Below are 17,835 nucleotides of genomic sequence, written 5' to 3'. Positions count from 1 at the left end.
GTTATCTCTCCCGGTTTTATTTTTGTGGGCTGTCCAGCAGCATATCCATCTCGAACTGGCGCAGGGGATCCTGCCGCCAGCCAAGATGCGTAAAGAAGGGGGCGGCCACCTCGGGCACAAAAACGTTGGCGGTCAGCGGCAAAGGGGCGAACTGCGCTTGCAGGGCGGCCAGCAAGGCGCGGGCATGCCCCTGGCCGCGGTGCTGCGGCGGCACGTAGATCAGGCGCAGCCAGCAGTGCTCGGCGCCGGGCATCACCACGGCGTAGGCCTGACGATTGAGCGTATAGGCTTGCGGTGTGCCCGGCAGCTTGAACAGCGATTCGGGAGCGATCAACCAGGGCAGATCGGTGGCGCCTTCCGCCGTCAGGCGATGGCTGACGGTCAGCGGATCGACCGCCTGCAGCGCCGCCGTGCCTGGCGGCACTTCCGCCGGCGCCTGATGGCCGGTCAGGGTGCGCACGATGCGCAGCCCGGCGCGGTGGTACAGCGCCAGCGCGGCTTCGTTGCCTTCGATCACCTCCAGCGACAGCCGACGGTCGCCGCGCTGGCGGGCATCCGCCACCAGCCGCTGCATCAGCGCCTTGCCCAGCCCCTGACCGCGCATCTCCGGGCGCACGGAAAAGGCCGCAACCCGGCTGTGCTGGCCGCGGCGGGCGATCAGCGCCACCGCCACCGGTTCATGGCGGTGGGTGACGATCAGGCTGTCGTTCAGGCTGAGATCTTCGGCGCCGAAGCGGGCGGCGAAGGTCGGCCCGTCGAGCACGAAACGCACGATGTAGTTTTCAAAACAGTGGTTGAGGATGTTGGCCAGTTCGTCGCTGCTGTAGCGCAAGGCGTTGTGGTAGTCGAAGCGTCCGTCGTTATGCATGGCTGATTCCGCTCGGGGGAAAGCTATACATGTAGACCCGTTTGTTTTGCAAGGCAAGCGGGGGGATTCGCCGGCGGGGAAAATAAAAACAAAAAAGCCGGACGCAGCCGCCCGGCGAAATAAAACTCTGGGTATCAAGTGACGCTAAAGTTTGCAGTGGTGGTTATTCATTCATCACATCAGAACTGGTAGGTCAGGGCGACAACAACGACGTCGTCGTTTTTCAGACCCAGCTTGTTGTCGTCATCAAGCTGGTTGATTTTATATTCGACATAAGTGGACATGTTTTTGTTGAAGTAATAGGTCGCCGCCACGTCGAAATATTTCACCAGATCGACGTCGCCGATGCCTTCAATATCTTTGCCTTTCTGCTGAACGTAACCCAGCGATGGGCGAAGACCGAAGTCGAACTGATATTGCGCGACCAATTCAATCCCTTCCGCTTTATTGGCGAAGCCGCTAACGGAGGTCGAGTTATTATTGATGGTGGCGGTGCCGGAAATAGGCGCGATATTGCGGCTCTGCGAATAAGTCGCGGCCAGGTAGACATTGTTGTTGTCGTATTTCAGACCGCCGGCCCAGATATCGGCCTTGTCGCCTTTACCGAAGGTGCCCGCCTTTTGCGTGGCGGTGCGGTTGGAAGAGGCATAGGCGGCGCCCACGCTCAGGCCGTCAATGATTTCATAGCTGGAGGAGAGACCCCAGCCGTCGCCGTTCGCCTTGCTGGCGGAGCGGCCGTCGTTTTCGTTCTTGCCCTGGTACTGCACGGCAAATTTCAGGCCGTCAACCAGACCGAAGAAGTTGTTATTACGGTAGGTGGCGACGCCATTGGTACGGCCGTTCATAAAGTTGTCGGTCTTGATATAAGCATCGTCGCCGAATTCAGGGATCATATCCGTCCAGGCGCCAACGTCGTAAATGATGCCGTAGTTGCGACCGTAGTCGAAGGAGCCGAGGTCCTTATATTTCAGACCGGCGAAGCCCAGACGCGTTTTGGTGTCTTTGGTGCCGTCGGATTCAGAATGGTTGGCGGCGATCTGATATTCCCACTGGCCATAGCCGGTCAGCATATCGTTAATCTGAGTCGCGCCTTTAAAGCCGATACGGACGTAGGTTTTATCACCATCATTGCCGGCATCATCAGAGAAATAATGCAGGGCTTTCACACGGCCGTAAAAATCGAGTTTGTTGCCGTCTTTATTGTAGATTTCTGCTGCCTGTGCCGCTTGCGCAAGTAAAAGTGCCGGAATAATAACGGCCAGAAGATTACGTTTCATGGGTTACCCTGCTTTATTCGATTGAAAGACGCTTATCATCAGTTGCATTGCTGTTTTACTGTGCCGCCTGATTGTTGGCGGCGGAGAATTTTTACCGTAGTAATGTGATCTATTTATGACAAAAAATTCATTTTCATGTCGAACGATTAAAAAAGTCGCGCAAAGGGTGAATTTTTTCTTCAGCCGATGGTCGGCGGCTGGTCTACAGTTACCGATACCTTGTTCCGCTGCGGGAGGAATCATGCACGATACTTATACTTTGTTCGGTACGCAGGGCTGCGGTTCGACCATCGTGGCCGCCGCGTTGGCGTTGACCGCTTTCCCCTGGGGCTATGAGGAGGTGGATTACACGCAGGACGGCCCGGAGCGCGATCGCCTGTTGGCGCTGAACCCGCTGGGTCAGGTGCCCACCTTAGTGTTGCCCAATGACGAAGTGATGACGGAGAGTGCGGCGATTATCCTGCTGCTGCACGATCGCGCGCCGCATGCCGAGCTGGCGCCGCCCGGCGGTTCGCCGCTGTTGCCGCGTTTTCTGCGCTGGCTGCTGTTCATCAACGCGGAGATTTACCCCACCTTCACCTATGCCGACCATCCGCAGCGCTGGCAGCCGCAGGCGGCAGGGGCGGAACAGCTGAAAAACGCGGTAATGGATTATCGTGAGCGTTTATTGCGGCAGTTGAACGCCGCCGCAGGGGCGTCTGGCCCGTGGTTTCTCGGCAAGAGCTTCAGCGCGTTGGATCTGTACGTGGCGGTAATGTGCAACTGGCGGCCGGGCCGCGCGTGGTTCCGGCAACACTGCCCGCGGCTTTACGCCATTGCCGAACGGGTGGAGCGGCGGCCGGAGCTGAATGCGCTGCTGAGCGCCCATTTCGACGGCGTTGCCTCGCTGGAACCGTGAAATCGCCCCGCCGCCTGGCGGGGAACCCTCCCGTTTTTCTGAACCGAGAGTGCCGAAAATCCCGATTTTCACTCGCCTCGGCGGCGGGTAGCGTAAGGCTATCCGCAACTGACAGGAGAGTGTGATGCCATCAAAATCCCAGGCCGGGCAACAGGCGTTCGGCGAGATCGCCCCCAAGCTGGCGCAGCTCAGCGACAGCGTCTTGTTTGACGATGTCTGGCAGCGGCCAGAGCTGAGCCCGCGCGAGCGCAGCCTGATCACCGTCGCCGCGCTGGTGGCGCTCAACCGCCTGGAGCAACTGCCGTTTCATCTGCAGCTGGCGCAGCGCAACGGTGTCGATCGCCCGCAATTGGCGGAGCTCATCACCCACCTGGCGTTTTACGCCGGCTGGCCCGCGGCGGCGTCGGCCGTGGCGCGCCTGCGCGAGCTGGAACCGGAGGTGCCCCATGCCGTTTAGCCGCATCGCCCTACATCAGGGCAAGTCTGCCGACTATCTGCAAACCTTGTCCGACAGCCTGCATCAGGCGCTGGTGGAGGCCTTCGAGGTGCCGCCGGCGGACAGGTTTCAGGCGATCGATCAATACCGCCCCGGCGAGCTTATCTACGATCGCGACTATCTCGGTGGGCCGCGCAGCGCGGATTTCGTGCTGTTTTACATCACCGCCGGGCGGCCGCGCGACAGCGACACCAAGCGGCGCTTCTACGGGCGGCTGGCGGCGCTGCTGGCGGAAAACCTGCGGCTGAACCCCGAGGATGTGATGGTGGTGATCGCCACCACCCAGTTGGACGAGTGGTCATTCGGCGGCGGGCGCGCCTCAATGATCGATCCGCAGACGTAACTCGGGCTGACGTCGTCGGCGGTCTGTGGGACAATAGCGCCATCATTTCGTTTAGATAAGAGTTGAATGGCGCTCTCCTCCGCAGTTAAAGATCAGATTGGCCAGTGGTACAAAGCCCTGCAGCAGCAAATACCGGATTTTATTTCCCGCGCGCCCCAGCGCCAGATGATCGCCGAGGTGGCCAAGACGCTGGCCGGCGACTACCCGCGCCATCTGGCGATCGAGGCGCCGACCGGCGTCGGCAAAACGCTGTCTTACCTGATCCCGGGCATCGCCGTCGGGCGGGCGGAGAGCAAGCCGCTGGTGGTGAGCACCGCCAACGTGGCGCTGCAGGATCAGATTTACAGCAAGGATTTGCCGCTGCTGAAGAAGATTATCCCCGATCTGAAATTTACCGGCGCCTTTGGCCGCGGGCGTTACGTCTGCCCGCGCAACCTGGCGGCGATGAGCACCGACGTCAGTCAACAGGGCGATCTGACGCTGTTCCTCGACGACGAGCTGGCGCCGTCCAGCGGCGAAGAGCAGGCGCTGTGCCAGAAACTGACCAAGGCGCTGGCCCGCTTTGAGTGGGATGGGCTGCGCGATCACTATCAGCAGAGCATCGACGATCCGCTGTGGGCCAAGCTGAGCACCGACAAGGCCAACTGCCTGGGGCGCAACTGTCACTACATTCGCGAATGCCCGTTCTATATCGCCCGCAAAGAGATCGAGAGCGCCGACGTGGTGGTGGCCAACCACGCGCTGGTGATGGCGGCGCTGGAGACGGAATCGGTGCTGCCGAACCCGAAAGAGTTGCTGCTGGTGCTGGACGAAGGCCACCATTTGCCGGAGGTGGCGCGCGACGCGCTGGAGATCGACGGCGAAATCACCGCGCTGTCGACCAACCTGCAGCTGGACATGATCGTGCGCCAGGTCGAACAGTGCATGACGCAGTACCGGCCGAAGAATCCGCCGGGGCTGGCCAACAGCGAACGGCTGAAAAACCATTGCGAGGAGCTGCGCGAACTGGTGCAGATCTTCGAGCATCAGGTCAGCGCCTACCTGCCCGGCGACAGCGTGGCCGCCGAGCACCGTTTTGAAATGGGCGAGCTGCCGGCGGAGATGGTGGAGAGCTGCGCGCGGCTGTTTAAACTGACCGATGCATTGCGCGGGCTGGCGGAGTTCGTGCTTAACGATCTTACTGAGCAGACCGGCAAGCACGACATCATGCGCCTGCACCGCGCCATCCTGCAGATGAGCCGCACGCTGGGCTATCTGGAAGCGATGAGCAAGCTGTGGCGGCTGGCGGCGCTCGACAAGTCGTCCAACGCGCCGATCTCCAAATGGGTCACGCGCGAACTGCGCGATAACGTCACCCATCTGTATTTGCACTGCGTCGGCATCCGCGTCAGCGATCAGCTGGAGAAGCTGCTGTGGCGCAAGGTGCCGCACGTGGTGGTCACCTCGGCCACGCTGCGTTCACTGAACAGCTTCGCGCGTTTGCAGGAGATGAGCGGGCTGAGCGAGAAGGCCGGCGATCGCTTCGAAACGCTCTCATCGCCGTTCAATCACGTCGAACAGGGCAAGATTGTCATTCCGCAGATGCGCTACGAACCGGCGCTCGCCAATGAGGCGGAGCACCTTGAGGAAATGGCGCGGTTTTTCCGCGCCGAGCAGGCGAGCGGCAAGCACAAAGGCATGCTGATCCTGTTCAGCAGCCACCGGGCGATGCAGACTTTCCTCAGCTACGTGACCGATCTGCGGCTGATGCTGCTGGTGCAGGGTGACCAGCCGCGCTACCGGCTGGTGGAAGAGCACCGCAAGCGGGTGGAGAAGGGCGTCGCCAGCGTGCTGGTGGGGCTGCAATCGTTCGCCGAAGGGCTGGATTTGAAAGGCGAACTGTTGACCCAGGTGCATATTCACAAAATCGCGTTCCCGCCGATCGACAGCCCGGTGATCATCACCGAAGGCGAGTGGCTGAAATCGCTGAAGCGCTATCCGTTCGAAGTGCAGAGCCTGCCGAGCGCCTCGTTCAACCTGATCCAGCAGGTCGGCCGTCTGATCCGCAGCAACCAATGCTACGGCGAGATCGTGATCTACGATCGCCGGTTGCTGACCAAAAATTACGGTTCGCGGCTGTTGGCGTCGCTGCCGGTGTTCCCGATCGAGCAGCGCACGGTGCCGGAGGCCGACAAGGCGCATCTGGCGGCGCTGAAATCCGCCGCCGACGCGGCCAAAAAAGAGAAGAAGCGCGGCAACCCGTTCGCCCGCAAGCGGCGGCGTTAATCAAAGCAGCGGCGGCAGGCGGCGCTTGACCGGCGTGGTTTTCACGATCGAGGTGTTGCTCTGCGCATGCTCGGCCAGCCGATCGAGGGTGTGGTCGAGCTGTTCCATCGAGTGCGCCACCAGCCGCACGATAAAGCAGTCTTCGCCGGTCACCTTATCGCATTCGACCACTTCCGGGATCGCCTGAATCAGCTGCTCGACCTTCTTCAGCATGCCCGGCAGCGGCTTGATGCGCACCAGCGACTCGAAGGCGTAGCCCACCGCCTGCAGATTGACGTTCAGGGTATAGCCCTGGATCACGCCGCTTTCCTCCAGCCGTCGCAGTCTTTCCGACGTGCTCGGCGACGACAGGCCCACCTGCGCGCTCAGCGTCTTCAACGATGCGCGCGCATCGTCCGCCAGAATGGTCAGGATTTGGCGATCGATATCATCCATAACGCCTCCGTTAGGTATTTTATTTATTATAGCTGCGAGAAAAAGGCAGTTAAGCATATCTGCCTTTTTTATGCTATGGAAAGCCGCCCGGCGAAGCCGCAAGCTATGTCTCTGGGCAAGCTTCGAGGAACGCAGAATGAATGCAGAGATAAAACGCGGATCGCTGGAGATGGCGGCGGCGATGTTGATTTCCGGCTCTATTGGCTGGTTTGTGTTGATGTCCGGCCAGCCGGTTATCAACGTGGTGTTTTGGCGCTGCGCGGTAGGCGCGCTGACGCTGCTGGCGGTGTGCGGCGTATTGGGGCAGCTGCGACGCGATGCGCTGACGCGCGCCACGCTGCTGCTGGCGATCGCCGGCGGCGTCGCGCTGGTGATCAACTGGCTGCTGCTGTTCGCCGCCTATTCCTATGCGTCTATCTCCATCGCTACCGCGGTGTACAACACCCAGCCGTTTATGCTGGTGGGGCTGGGGGCGCTGTTTCTGGGGGAACGGCTGACCGCCCGCAAGCTGCTGTGGCTGGGGCTGGCGTTCGGCGGCATGATGCTGGTGGTGCTGGCGCAGCCGCGGCAGGCGGGGGAGCAGAGTCATTATCTGGCGGGCATCGCGCTGGCGCTCGGCGCGGCGTTTTTCTACGCCCTGATGGCGCTGGCGGCCAAGCGGCTGAAGGGCACGCCGCCGCATCTTATTGCGCTGATCCAGGTGACGGTGGGGGCGGTGATGCTGTTGCCGCTGGTGGATTTCCACGTTTCGGCCAGCGTGGGGCAGTGGGGGATGTTGGCGACGCTCGGCGTGCTGCACACCGGCCTGATGTACGTGTTGATGTACGGCGCCCTGCAGAAGCTGCCCACCAATCTGATCGGCTCGCTGTCGTTCATCTACCCGATCGCCGCCATGCTGGTGGATCGCCTGGCGTTTGGTCACCGGCTGTCTGTGTGGCAGCTGCTGGGCGCGGCGATCATCCTGCTGGCGGCGGCGGGCATGAACCTGCTGGGCGAGCGGCGAGCGCGGCTGCTGCCGGCCTCGGACGGCCGGCGCGCCGGCTGATGCTCAGCGCGGTTTTTTCAGCCGGCGCCATAAAGTGGTGCGGCTGATCCCGAGCAACCGGGCGGCGGCGGCGTGGTCGCCTCCGCACCGCGCCAGGGCTTCGTGGGCGGAGACGGGCGCCGCCTGCGTCTCGGGCGGCGGCGCCACCGCCAGCTCCGGCAGCAGCCACTGCAGGGTCTCGCCGCTCGGCGCAGCGCCGGTGCTCAGCATCAGCGCCACCCGCTCCATCATGTTGCGCAGCTCGCGCAGGTTGCCGGGCCAGGCGTAATGACTCAGTGCGGCGTAACAGCCGGCCAGGGCGGTGCGCAGCGGCTCCGTCAGCGGCACGTCGAGCGCCGCCAGCGACTGTTTCAGAAAGTGTTCCGCCAGCATCGCAATATCGTCGCCACGCGCCCGCAACGGCGGCAGCTGCAGCCGCAGGGCGCTCAGACGGTAGAACAGATCGGCGCGAAAATCGCCGTGTTGAATCGCCTGCTCCAGGCGATTGTGGGTGGCGCTGATAACGCGAAAATCGACCGCCACCGGCTGTTGCCCGCCGACCCGCGTGATGGTTTTCTCTTCCAGCGCCCGCAGCAGCCGGGTTTGCAGGTGCAGCGGCATTTCGCCGATCTCATCCAGAAACAGGGTGCCGCCGTTGGCGGTTTCCAACAGCCCGCGTCGGCCGCCGCGCCGTGAGCCGGTAAAGGCGCCTTCCTCATAGCCGAACAGTTCCGCCTCCAGCAGCGATTCGGCGATGGCGCCGCAGTTGATGGCGACGAACGGCGGCGTCGCGCCGCGCCGGGAAAAGTATTCGCGGTGGATCGCCTGCGCCGCCAGCTCTTTGCCGGTGCCGGTTTCGCCTTCGATCAACACCGCCGCCGGCGATCGGGCGTACAGCATGATGGTGCGCCGCGTCTGCTCCATCTGCGGGGAATCGCCCTGTAAATCGCTCAGTCCATAGCGCGGCTGCAGGGTATTGCGCGCGGCGTAGTCGCCGCCGCGTTTGGCGCCGCCCAGCATCAGGCGCGTCACGTCCAGCGCGTCGCTGAAGGCGGCGCGCAGGGTGGCGGCGGAATAGAGAAAAATGGCGGTGAGCCCGGCCTCTTCCGCCAGATCGCTGATGAGGCCGGCGCCGACCACCGCCTGAATGCCGGCGGCTTTCAGCTCGGCGATCTGGCCGCGCGCGTCCTCTTCGGTGACGTAGCTGCGCTGCTCCAGCGGCAGATCGAAGGTTTGCTGGAACTCCAGCAGCGCGGGCAGCGGCGTTTTGTAGGTGATGACGCCGATTCGATCGGCGGTTCTGCGCGCCTTGCTCAGCGCCTGCAGCAGGTCGAAGCCGCCGGGTTTGACCAAAATGACCGGCACCGACAGGCGGCTTTTCAGGTAGGCGCCGTTGGAGCCGGCGGCGATAATGGCGTCGCAAGGCTCGGTCGCCAGGCGAGCGCGGATATGCTGCACCGCCTCCTCAAAGCCGAGGCGGATCGGGGTGATGACCGCCAGATGGTCGAACTCGAGGCTGATATCCCGGAACAGATCGAACAGGCGAGTGATGGAGACGGTCCAGATCACCGGTTTGTCCGGCGTGCGGGACGGCGTGATGTGATCGCTCATGGTGGGTTACCGAATGAAAGTGGCTGCATTAGGTGTAGCCTTGTTTCAGTCATGTTTCAAACATGCCGAGTGAAACCGCGATTGAAACGTTAACTGAAACGTTTTTTATCGCTTGGTCTGCCCAATGGCGACGCGAATTTTATAACTCACTTATTTTTATCGCTTTTAATTTTTTCCCCGCCAAAGTGCAACCTGGCCCGCCCCTTGCTCTGTCTGTTCCATCTAGCTAATCGGAGAGAACGTCATGACGCTGCGCTCACCCGGGCTCGCCTTTCGTCAGGCCCTGAGTAAAGAGAAACCCCTGCAAATCGCCGGCGCGATCAACGCCAACCATGCCCTGCTGGCCCAGCGGGCGGGGTTCCAGGCCATCTATCTTTCCGGCGGCGGCGTGGCGGCCGGTTCGCTGGGGCTGCCGGACCTGGGCATTTCGACGCTGGACGATGTGTTGACCGATATTCGCCGTATCACCGACGTCTGCCCGCTGCCGCTGCTGGTGGATGTCGACAGCGGTTTCGGCGCATCGGCGTTCAACGTCGCCCGCACGGTGCGCTCGGTGAGCAAGGCCGGGGCGGCGGCGCTGCATATCGAAGATCAGGTTGGCGCCAAGCGCTGCGGCCATCGGCCCAATAAGGCCATCGTTTCCACCGAAGAGATGGTGGATCGCATCAAGGCGGCGGTGGATGCGCGCAGCGATCCGGACTTCGTGATCATGGCGCGCACCGATGCGCTGGCGGTGGAGGGGCTGGAGGCGGCCATCGAGCGCGCTCAGGCTTACGTGGCGGCCGGGGCCGACATGCTGTTCCCGGAAGCGATCACCGAACTGGGCATGTACCGCCGCTTCGCCGAAGCGACGCAGGTGCCGATCCTCGCCAACATCACCGAATTCGGCGCGACGCCGCTGTTCACCACCGACGAGCTGCGCAGCGCCCGGGTGGATATGGCGCTGTATCCGCTGTCGGCCTTCCGGGCGATGAATCGGGCGGCGGAGCGGGTGTACCGCGCCCTGCGCGAAGAGGGCACGCAGAAAAGCGTCATCGACACCATGCAGACCCGCAACGAGCTGTATGAAAGCATCAACTACTATTTGTTCGAAGAGAAACTCGACGCTCTGTTCGCTCGCCAACGCGACGAATAAGCGCCATTCACGCAGAAGCCAAATGAGGACAGTATGAGCCAAGCGATCCCCCCGCAAAGCCCGACTGGCGTTAAGCCGAAAAAATCCGTGGCGTTATCCGGCGTGCCCGCCGGGAATACCGCGCTGTGTTCCGTAGGACGCAGCGGCAACGATCTGCACTATCGCGGTTACGACATTCTCGATCTCGCGCGCCACTGCGAGTTTGAAGAGGTCGCCCATCTGCTGATCCACGGCAAGTTGCCCAACCGCGACGAGCTGCAGGCCTATAAACACCGTCTCAAAGCGCTGCGCGGCCTGCCCGCCAGCGTGCGCACGGTGCTGGAGGCGCTGCCGGCGGCGTCTCACCCGATGGACGTGATGCGCACCGGCGTTTCGGCCCTCGGCTGCACCCTGCCCGAAAAAGAGCAGCACGGCGCAGCCGGCGCGCGCGACATCGCCGATCGGCTGCTGGCGTCGTTGGGATCGATGCTGCTCTATTGGTATCACTACAGCCACAACGGCGAGCGCATTCAGCCGGAGACCGACGACGATTCCATCGGCGGCCACTTCCTGCACCTGCTGCACGGCGCAGCGCCTTCCGCCAGCTGGGAACAGGCAATGCATGCGTCACTGATCCTGTACGCCGAGCATGAGTTCAACGCCTCGACCTTCGCCGGCCGGGTGATCGCCGGCACCGGATCCGACGTCTATTCGGCGATCGTCGGCGCCATTGGCGCGCTGCGCGGGCCGAAGCACGGCGGCGCCAACGAGGTATCGCTGGAGATCCAACAGCGCTATGAAACGCCGGACGAAGCGGAAGCCGACATTCGCCGCCGCATCGACAACAAAGAGGTGGTGATCGGCTTCGGGCACCCGGTGTACACCGTCTCCGATCCGCGCCATCAGGTGATCAAAGAGATCGCGCTGCGCCTGTCGCAGGAAGCGGGCGCGATGAAGCTGTATGACATCGCCGACCGGCTGGAAAGCGTGATGCGCGACACCAAAAACATGTTCCCCAACCTTGACTGGTTCTCGGCGGTGTCTTACCACCAGCTGGGGGTGCCTACCGAAATGTTCACACCGCTGTTTGTCATGGCGCGGGTGAGCGGCTGGTCGGCGCACATCATCGAGCAACGGCAGGACAACAAAATCATTCGCCCGTCCGCCAACTATACCGGGCCGGAAGCGCGGGCGTTCGTACCGCTGGATCAGCGCTGAGCGCCGATCGTTATCGTGTCGTTTTCACTATGGAGCCTTTGGGGATCATGATGCTTGAGTCTGCCAACACCGGCCGTCCGCCGTTCGATCGCGAAATGGTCGATATCGTCGATTATGTGATGAAAGAGGCCGTCGATACCCCGGCGGCGTACCGCACCGCCCACTATTGCCTGCTCGATACCCTCGGCTGCGGGCTGGAGGCGCTGAGCTACCCGGCCTGCAAGAAACTGATGGGGCCGGTGGTGCCGGGCGCCGAGGTGCTGAACGGCAGCCGGGTGCCGGGCACCCGCTTCCAGCTGGATCCGGTGCAGGCGGCGTTCAATATCGGCGCCATGATCCGCTGGCTCGATTTCAACGACACCTGGCTGGCGGCGGAGTGGGGCCACCCGTCGGACAACCTGGGCGGGATCCTGGCGGTGGCCGATTGGCTCTCGCGTCAGGCGGTGGCGGCGGGCAAAGCGCCGCTGACCATGCGGCAGGTGCTGATCGCCATGATTAAGGCGCACGAGATCCAGGGCTGCCTGGCGCTGGAAAACGCCTTCAACCGGGTGGGGTTGGATCACGTGCTGCTGGTTAAGGTGGCGTCCACCGCGGTGGTGGCGCAGCTGCTCGGCCTGAGCCGCGAGGCGATCCTGAACGCGGTGTCGCTGGCGTGGGTGGACGGGCAGTCGCTGCGCACTTATCGCCATGCGCCGAACGCCGGCACCCGCAAATCCTGGGCGGCGGGGGATGCGACCGCGCGCGCAGTGCGGCTGGCGCTGATGGCCGCCACCGGCGAGATGGGCTATCCCTCGGCGCTCACGGCGCCGACCTGGGGGTTCTACGACGTCTCGTTCAACGGCAAACCTTTCCGCTTCCAGCGGCCGTACGGCGCGTATGTGATGGAGAATGTGCTGTTTAAAATTTCGTTCCCGGCGGAGTTCCATGCCCAGACCGCCGTGGAGGCGGCCATGACGCTGCACCGCCAGATGCAGGCCGCCGGCAAAACCGCCGCCGATATCGCCAGGGTGAGCATCCGCACCCACGAGGCCTGCCTGCGCATTATCGACAAGCAAGGGCCGCTGGATAACCCGGCGGATCGCGATCACTGCATTCAGTATATGGTGGCGATCCCGCTGCTGTTCGGCCGGCTGACGGCGGCCGATTACGAGGATCGGGTGGCCGAGGATCCGCGCATCGACGCATTGCGCGGCAAGATCCACTGCCATGAAGATCCCGCCTTCACGCGCGATTATCACGATCCGGAAAAACGCTCGATCGCCAATGCGCTGACGGTGGAGTTCGCCGACGGCAGCCGTCTGGATGAGGTGGCGGTGGAGTATCCTATCGGCCATGCGCGGCGGCGCGAAGAGGGCATCCCGCTGCTGATCGAGAAGTTCAAAACCAACCTAGCGCGCCAGTTCCCGGCCCTGCAGCAGCAGCGCATTCTCGAGGTGTCGCTGGATCGGCAGCGGCTGGCGCAGATGCCGGTCAACGAGTACCTCGATTTGTGGGTGATCTGACGCGAGCGGCGCTGACAAGCCACGTCGGCGTCGCTATGATGGAGGCTCCATCCCCGTCCGTCTTCTTATCAGGTGATTCATGATTGATGCCGCAACGCTGTTGTTGTTTTCCGGCGCCTGCGTGGCGCTGGCGCTGACCCCCGGCCCGGATATGCTGCTGATCGCTTCGCGCAGCGTCAGCCAGGGGCGGCGCGCCGGTTTCGCTTCGCTGGCGGGCATTCAGCTCGGCACTTACTGCCACGCGCTGGCGGCGGCGCTGGGGTTGTCGCAACTGTTCGTCGCGGTGCCGCTGGCTTACGATGCGGTGAGAATGTTGGGCGCGGCCTATCTGCTCTATCTGGCGTGGAAAACGCTGCGATCCGGCAGCAGTCTGCAGGCTTCCGCCGGGTTGCAGGCGGTGCCGACCGCGCGCATTTTCCGTCAGGGATTGTTCACCAACATCCTCAACCCGAAGATGGCGCTGTTCGTGCTGGCGCTGTTTCCGCAGTTTATCGATCCGCGCGCCGGCTCGGTGGTAGTGCAGATGCTGGCGCTGGCGACGGTGCTGAATCTGGTCGGCTTGCTGATTAACGGCGGGGTGATCCTGGCGGTCAGCGGCATGAAAAGCCGTTTCGCCGGCCGTCGCTTCAGCGCCCGCTGGCCGAACTACCTGCTGAGCGGCGTGTTCGCCGGGCTGGCCTGCAAACTCATTTTCGACAGCCGTCGTTAATCCTCGCGCAGCAGCGCTTCAAACGCCGCGCTGGCCGGTTCGTCCGGCAGCGCGCTGTACATCACCAGCCGCAGATGGTTCTCTTCGTCGACGATGAAAGAGGCGTGGTCAAAGGTGACCGGGCCGATCTCCGGGAGGGTGAAGCTGCGCCGCCCCTGGCAACGTCCGTGAATATCATGCTGCCGCCAGAGCTGGCGGAACTGCGGCGATACCTGCTCCAGCGCCTGTACCCGTTGGCGCATCACCTCATCCTCCGGCGCACGGGCGTAGTCGCGGCGGAAGCTGGCCAGGATTTGCGGCGCCTGCGCCCGCCACTCCAGCAGGCGCGCATTGAGCTGCGGATCGGCAAACAGCATCCACAACATGTTGCGCTCTTGCGCCGGGCGCTCGCCGATGGCGAACAGCCGCTGCGCCGCCGGATTCCAGGCGATGATGTCCCAACTGAGGTTCATGACGTAGGCCGGCCGCAGCGTCAGGTCGTCCAGCAGGCGCCGCACCAACGGCGAAACCTGGCACCACTGATGGCCGACCGGCACCGGCGGGCGCTGATGCGCCAATAAAAACAGGTGGTAGCGGCCGGCGGCATCGAGCTGCAGCACCCGCGCCAGATTTTCCAAAAACGTCACCGACGCATTGATTTCCCTGCCTTGCTCCAGCCAGGTGTACCAGGTGAGGCCGACGCCGGCCAGCGCCGCCACCTCCTCGCGCCGCAAGCCCGGCGTGCGGCGGCGGCTGCCGCTGCCGCTCGGCAAGCCGACTGCCTCCGGCGACAGTTGTTCTCGCTTTTGCCGCAGAAAATCCCCCAGTTCGTGGCGGGTGCGTTCGAGGGTGCGTGGGGGCATGTCGGCCGTCCTGTTGCTGTCAGTAATAGTATAAATGGCTATATAGTAACAGTTTAAACGCTATTCCATACTGCGACCATCATAATCTCTGGAGGTGGTATGGAACATTCATTATCTGTTGAACGGCGGGGATTGCCCGGCCTGCCGGTGCTGCTGTTGGGCGGTTTCGTCACGGTGTTCGATCTGTTTGTGGTCAACGTGGCGGCGCCGGTGATCCAGCAACAGTTCGCCGCCGATTTCGCCGGTATCGGTTTGATCGTCGCCGGTTATGAACTGGCGTTTGGGGTGCTGTTGATCGCCGGTGGGCGTCTGGGCGATCGCTTCGGGCGTCGGCGTCTGTTCAGCCTCGGCATGCTGGGATTCACGCTGAGTTCCCTGTTGTGCGGACTGGCGGGATCGCTCAGCCTGCTGATCGCCGCGCGTATCCTGCAGGGGGCGGCGGCGGCGCTGTTGTTCCCGCAAATTTACGCCTTGATGCGGGTGCTGTACGCGCCGCAACAGCGGCGGCGCGCTTTCGCCTGGCTGGGCATGACACTGGGGTTGGCGGCAATCTTCGGCCAGATCCTCGGCGGATTTATCATTGAGGCCAACCTGTTCGGCAGCGGCTGGCGCATGATCTTTTTGATCAATTTGCCTATCGGCGCGCTGGCGCTGTGGGCGGCGCGGCGCATTCCCGAATCGCGGGTGGCGCAGGCGCAGCGGCTGGACGGCGTCGGCCTGTGGCTGGCGGCGGCCGGCCTGTCGCTGTTGCTGCTGCCGTTGCTGGAAGGCCCGGCGCGCGGTTGGCCGTGGTGGATCGCGCCGATGTTGGCATTGGCGCTGCTGACGCTGTGGGGCTTCCTGCGTTGGGAACGCCGCCTGGCGCAGCGCGGTGATGATGCGGTGCTCGATCCGGCGCTGTTCCGCCAGGCGGGCTTCGCGCCGGGTATGGCGGTGGTGCTGGCGATTTATGCCACCGCTTCCTCGTTTTTCTTGTGCTTCGCGCTGCTGCTGCAGGCGGGGGCGGGGCTGACGCCTTTTCAGGCGGGCAGCCTGTTCGCCCCGGCCAGCGCGGCCTTTATGCTGGCCTCGATGCTGGCGCCCCGGCTGACGTTGCGTTGGGGCAACGGCGTGCTGAGCGTGGGCGTGGCGATTTACGCCGCCGGGTTGGCGCTATTGATGGCGCAGGCGCTGTGGGGCGGGGCGCTGGCGCATCCGCTGCGGCTGCTGCCGGGGTTGGTGGTGTTGGGATTCGGCCAGGCGTTGAGCATGACGCCGCTGCTGAATCTGGTGCTCGGTTTGGCGCCGGAGCGGCAGGCGGGCATGGCGGCGGGTCTGGTGGCCACCGTGCAGCAGGTGGGGGGCGCGCTGGGCATCGTGGTCAGCGGCGTCGGTTTTGTGCCGCTGTTGGCGAGCGGCGGCGCGGCGGAACGCTATGCGCAGGCCTTTGCCGGCGCGATGCTCTGTAATTTGGTGGCGATGGGCGTCGCCCTGATCTTGTTAAACCGGATCACTCGAAATACTCAGAAAGCGGATCTTAAGTAGGCCGCCGGCGGGTGCTTTACTGTCGACATCATGAGAGAGCGATAAGGAGCCACACTGATGTTTCAACCCGCCGCATTTCGCGAAGACGATCTGGATGCCCAACTGGCGTTGGTGCGCGCCCACCCGCTGGGGCTGTTGGTCAGCCACGGCGAGCAGGGATTGACGGCCGATCCGCTGCCGTTTCTGGCCGATGTCGAACAGGGGCAGATCCGGCTGCGGGCGCACCTGTCGCGCGCCAACGAGCACTGGCGACGGTTGCAACAGGCGGCGGAATGTCTGGTGATTTTTCAGGGCCAGGGGGGCTATGTGTCGCCCGGCTGGTACCCGAGCAAGCGCCAGACCGGCAAGGTGGTGCCGACCTGGAATTACAGCGTGGTGCAACTGCATGGCGTGCCGACGGTGACGGACGACCCGGCCTGGCTGCGCCGCCAACTGATCGATCTCACTGCGCAGCAGGAAGGGCGGCGTCCTGAACCCTGGCGGATCGAGGATGCGCCGGCCAACTACATCGCCGCACAGCTTAAAGGCATCGTCGGTATTGAGATCGCCGTCACCCGGCGCGAAGGCAAATGGAAAATGAGCCAAAACCGCAGCGCCGAGGATGCCGGCGGGGTGATCGCCGGGCTGCGCGATGGCGATGAAGCGCAGCAGCGACTGGCGGCGGAGGTTGAGCGGCGGCGCGGATAGGGTATGCTAACCGAAGAGTGGGCTGAGGGAACCTTCGGATGGATTACACCAAAATTATCAAAGAAATAGGCCGCGGCAAAAACCATGCGCGCGATCTGGATCGACAGACCGCCTTTGAGCTGTATCAGGCGATGCTGGCCGGGGAGGTCCCCGAGCTGGAGTTGGGCGGCATTCTGATCGCGCTGCGTATCAAGGGCGAAGCCGAAGAAGAGATGCTGGGTTTTTACCAGGCGATGCAACAGCAGGTCTTGCCGTTGCAGGCGCCGCAGGGGAGGCCATTGCCGGTGGTGCTGCCGAGCTACAACGGCGCGCGCAAGCAGGCCAACCTGACGCCGCTGCTGGCGCTGCTGCTGGCGAAAGTGGGCCTGCCGGTGGTGGTGCATGGCGTACTGGACGACAGCACCCGCGTGACCAGCGCCGAGATTTTCCGCGCGCTTGGGCTGCCATGGTCGGAACAGACCGCTCACGCCCAACAGCGTCTCGATAACGGCGAGGCGGTATTCATGCCGGTTTCCACGCTGTCGGTGCCGCTGGCGCGGCAGCTCGGGCTGCGTTGGCGCATGGGGGTGCGTAACAGCGCCCATACGTTGGCCAAGCTGGCGACGCCGTTCGGCGAACAGGATGCGCTGCGCCTCGCCAGTGTCTCACACCCGGAGTATGTCGGCCGGGTGGCGTCGTTTTTCCGTCAGATCGGCGCCCGCGGGCTGTTGATGCACGGCACGGAAGGCGAAGCTTACGCCAACCCGCTGCGCTGCCCGCAAATTCACCACATCGTCGGCGGCGAACAGCGCATCTTGCTGGAGCGCACCTTGCCGGATGAAACGCCGCTCTTGCCGGCGGCGAAAGACGCGGAAACCACCGCGCGCTGGACCGAGCGCTGCCTGGCGGGCGAGGTGGCGATCCCGCAGGCCATCCAGCGGCAGGTCGCCTGTTGCCTGGTGGCCGCCGGCGAGAGCGAGACGCTGGAGCAGGGGCTGAAACGCCTGCATCAGGCCTAAGCGCGACTATACTGGGATATTTCC

General features: G+C 63.4%; 17 protein-coding genes. 12 read left to right on the top strand and 5 right to left on the bottom strand.

Annotated features, from left to right (window positions below; all coding sequences use genetic code 11):
- Positions 1-16: 16 nt before the first annotated feature.
- A complete protein-coding gene (locus tag MMS95_RS07900) occupies positions 17-868 on the bottom strand; it encodes a GNAT family N-acetyltransferase (RefSeq protein WP_082996952.1) in 852 nt (283 codons plus the stop codon).
- A 179-nt stretch (positions 869-1,047) separates the two neighbouring features.
- Positions 1,048-2,145 carry a porin OmpC gene (gene ompC / locus MMS95_RS07895; protein ID WP_004939326.1) on the bottom strand — a complete coding sequence of 366 codons (1,098 nt, stop codon included), beginning with the start codon at positions 2,143-2,145 and terminating at the stop codon, positions 1,048-1,050.
- A 241-nt stretch (positions 2,146-2,386) separates the two neighbouring features.
- On the opposite strand from ompC, the gene MMS95_RS07890 reads away from it, so the two are divergent.
- The 4 genes from MMS95_RS07890 (at position 2,387) to dinG (ending at position 6,147) form a co-directional block, all read left to right on the top strand.
- Positions 2,387-3,043: a glutathione S-transferase family protein gene (locus tag MMS95_RS07890; protein WP_015377134.1), complete on the top strand. Its 657-nt coding sequence runs from the start codon at positions 2,387-2,389 to the stop codon at positions 3,041-3,043.
- Between the two features lie 124 nt (positions 3,044-3,167).
- On the top strand, positions 3,168-3,500 hold the full coding sequence (locus tag MMS95_RS07885) for a carboxymuconolactone decarboxylase family protein (RefSeq protein WP_242141554.1): 333 nt from the start codon (positions 3,168-3,170) through the stop codon (positions 3,498-3,500).
- A complete protein-coding gene (locus MMS95_RS07880; protein ID WP_015377136.1) occupies positions 3,490-3,882 on the top strand; it encodes a tautomerase family protein in 393 nt (130 codons plus the stop codon). The genes MMS95_RS07885 and MMS95_RS07880 overlap by 11 nt, the downstream gene beginning before the upstream one ends.
- A 66-nt stretch (positions 3,883-3,948) precedes the next feature.
- The gene (gene dinG, locus MMS95_RS07875) at positions 3,949-6,147 is read left to right on the top strand and encodes an ATP-dependent DNA helicase DinG (protein WP_160125248.1); all 2,199 of its coding nucleotides are present in this window, start codon (positions 3,949-3,951) and stop codon (positions 6,145-6,147) included.
- On the opposite strand, the gene MMS95_RS07870 is transcribed toward dinG, so the two are convergent.
- Positions 6,148-6,582: an Lrp/AsnC family transcriptional regulator gene (locus tag MMS95_RS07870; protein WP_004939311.1), complete on the bottom strand. Its 435-nt coding sequence runs from the start codon at positions 6,580-6,582 to the stop codon at positions 6,148-6,150.
- A 136-nt stretch (positions 6,583-6,718) separates the two neighbouring features.
- Here MMS95_RS07870 and MMS95_RS07865 point away from each other — a divergent pair, with 136 nt between their 5' ends.
- The gene (locus MMS95_RS07865) at positions 6,719-7,627 is read left to right on the top strand and encodes a DMT family transporter (protein WP_033633771.1); all 909 of its coding nucleotides are present in this window, start codon (positions 6,719-6,721) and stop codon (positions 7,625-7,627) included.
- A gap of 3 nt (positions 7,628-7,630) precedes the next feature.
- On the opposite strand, the gene prpR is transcribed toward MMS95_RS07865, so the two are convergent.
- A complete protein-coding gene (gene prpR / locus MMS95_RS07860) occupies positions 7,631-9,217 on the bottom strand; it encodes a propionate catabolism operon regulatory protein PrpR (RefSeq protein ID WP_242141553.1) in 1,587 nt (528 codons plus the stop codon).
- Between the two features lie 244 nt (positions 9,218-9,461).
- Here prpR and prpB point away from each other — a divergent pair, with 244 nt between their 5' ends.
- The 4 genes from prpB to MMS95_RS07840 all read left to right on the top strand — a co-directional run bounded on the left by prpB (position 9,462) and on the right by MMS95_RS07840 (position 13,760).
- Entirely contained in the window at positions 9,462-10,352 is an 891-nt protein-coding gene (gene prpB, locus MMS95_RS07855) for a methylisocitrate lyase (protein WP_016928535.1), read from the top strand.
- A 33-nt stretch (positions 10,353-10,385) separates the two neighbouring features.
- Positions 10,386-11,549, top strand: coding sequence for a 2-methylcitrate synthase (prpC, locus tag MMS95_RS07850; protein WP_004939298.1), 1,164 nt, complete (start codon positions 10,386-10,388; stop codon positions 11,547-11,549).
- Positions 11,550-11,599: 50 nt separating this feature from the next.
- Positions 11,600-13,051, top strand: coding sequence for a bifunctional 2-methylcitrate dehydratase/aconitate hydratase (locus MMS95_RS07845; RefSeq protein ID WP_031299700.1), 1,452 nt, complete (start codon positions 11,600-11,602; stop codon positions 13,049-13,051).
- A gap of 79 nt (positions 13,052-13,130) precedes the next feature.
- A complete protein-coding gene (locus MMS95_RS07840; RefSeq protein ID WP_025302070.1) occupies positions 13,131-13,760 on the top strand; it encodes a LysE family translocator in 630 nt (209 codons plus the stop codon).
- On the opposite strand, the gene MMS95_RS07835 is transcribed toward MMS95_RS07840, so the two are convergent.
- Positions 13,757-14,602, bottom strand: coding sequence for a helix-turn-helix transcriptional regulator (locus tag MMS95_RS07835; RefSeq protein ID WP_033633769.1), 846 nt, complete (start codon positions 14,600-14,602; stop codon positions 13,757-13,759). The two genes, MMS95_RS07840 and MMS95_RS07835, sit on opposite strands and share 4 nt — an antisense overlap.
- Positions 14,603-14,701: 99 nt before the next feature.
- Between MMS95_RS07835 and MMS95_RS07830 the strand changes: the two genes are divergently transcribed.
- The 3 genes from MMS95_RS07830 to ybiB are packed head-to-tail and all read left to right on the top strand — an operon-like array spanning position 14,702 to position 17,811.
- Positions 14,702-16,126, top strand: coding sequence for an MFS transporter (locus tag MMS95_RS07830; protein WP_060444220.1), 1,425 nt, complete (start codon positions 14,702-14,704; stop codon positions 16,124-16,126).
- Positions 16,127-16,183: 57 nt separating this feature from the next.
- Positions 16,184-16,813, top strand: a complete 630-nt coding sequence (locus MMS95_RS07825) for an FMN-binding negative transcriptional regulator (RefSeq protein ID WP_242141552.1) — start codon at positions 16,184-16,186, stop codon at positions 16,811-16,813.
- 38 nt (positions 16,814-16,851) lie between these two features.
- Complete coding sequence (gene ybiB, locus MMS95_RS07820; RefSeq protein WP_242141551.1) at positions 16,852-17,811, top strand: DNA-binding protein YbiB; 960 nt, start codon at positions 16,852-16,854, stop codon at positions 17,809-17,811.
- Positions 17,812-17,835 lie beyond the last annotated feature (24 nt).

Source organism: Serratia sp. PGPR-27 (assembly GCF_022678525.1).
Lineage (GTDB): Bacteria > Pseudomonadota > Gammaproteobacteria > Enterobacterales > Enterobacteriaceae > Serratia > Serratia nematodiphila.
The sequence above is the reverse complement of the archived record's forward strand: the minus strand, read 5'-3'. Positions and strand labels throughout refer to the sequence as shown.

What these genes read in the sequence shown, in the direction of transcription:
- MMS95_RS07900 (WP_082996952.1), bottom strand. Translation starts at nt 868, where the DNA reads ATGCATAACGACGGACGCTTCGACTACCACAACGCCTTGCGCTACAGC.
- MMS95_RS07865 (WP_033633771.1), top strand. Translation starts at nt 6,719, where the DNA reads ATGAATGCAGAGATAAAACGCGGATCGCTGGAGATGGCGGCGGCGATG.
- MMS95_RS07825 (WP_242141552.1), top strand. Translation starts at nt 16,184, where the DNA reads ATGTTTCAACCCGCCGCATTTCGCGAAGACGATCTGGATGCCCAACTG.
- ompC (WP_004939326.1), bottom strand. Translation starts at nt 2,145, where the DNA reads ATGAAACGTAATCTTCTGGCCGTTATTATTCCGGCACTTTTACTTGCG.
- MMS95_RS07845 (WP_031299700.1), top strand. Translation starts at nt 11,600, where the DNA reads ATGCTTGAGTCTGCCAACACCGGCCGTCCGCCGTTCGATCGCGAAATG.
- prpC (WP_004939298.1), top strand. Translation starts at nt 10,386, where the DNA reads ATGAGCCAAGCGATCCCCCCGCAAAGCCCGACTGGCGTTAAGCCGAAA.
- ybiB (WP_242141551.1), top strand. Translation starts at nt 16,852, where the DNA reads ATGGATTACACCAAAATTATCAAAGAAATAGGCCGCGGCAAAAACCAT.
- MMS95_RS07835 (WP_033633769.1), bottom strand. Translation starts at nt 14,602, where the DNA reads ATGCCCCCACGCACCCTCGAACGCACCCGCCACGAACTGGGGGATTTT.
- prpB (WP_016928535.1), top strand. Translation starts at nt 9,462, where the DNA reads ATGACGCTGCGCTCACCCGGGCTCGCCTTTCGTCAGGCCCTGAGTAAA.
- MMS95_RS07840 (WP_025302070.1), top strand. Translation starts at nt 13,131, where the DNA reads ATGATTGATGCCGCAACGCTGTTGTTGTTTTCCGGCGCCTGCGTGGCG.
- MMS95_RS07870 (WP_004939311.1), bottom strand. Translation starts at nt 6,582, where the DNA reads ATGGATGATATCGATCGCCAAATCCTGACCATTCTGGCGGACGATGCG.
- prpR (WP_242141553.1), bottom strand. Translation starts at nt 9,217, where the DNA reads ATGAGCGATCACATCACGCCGTCCCGCACGCCGGACAAACCGGTGATC.
- MMS95_RS07890 (WP_015377134.1), top strand. Translation starts at nt 2,387, where the DNA reads ATGCACGATACTTATACTTTGTTCGGTACGCAGGGCTGCGGTTCGACC.
- MMS95_RS07885 (WP_242141554.1), top strand. Translation starts at nt 3,168, where the DNA reads ATGCCATCAAAATCCCAGGCCGGGCAACAGGCGTTCGGCGAGATCGCC.
- MMS95_RS07830 (WP_060444220.1), top strand. Translation starts at nt 14,702, where the DNA reads ATGGAACATTCATTATCTGTTGAACGGCGGGGATTGCCCGGCCTGCCG.
- MMS95_RS07880 (WP_015377136.1), top strand. Translation starts at nt 3,490, where the DNA reads ATGCCGTTTAGCCGCATCGCCCTACATCAGGGCAAGTCTGCCGACTAT.
- dinG (WP_160125248.1), top strand. Translation starts at nt 3,949, where the DNA reads ATGGCGCTCTCCTCCGCAGTTAAAGATCAGATTGGCCAGTGGTACAAA.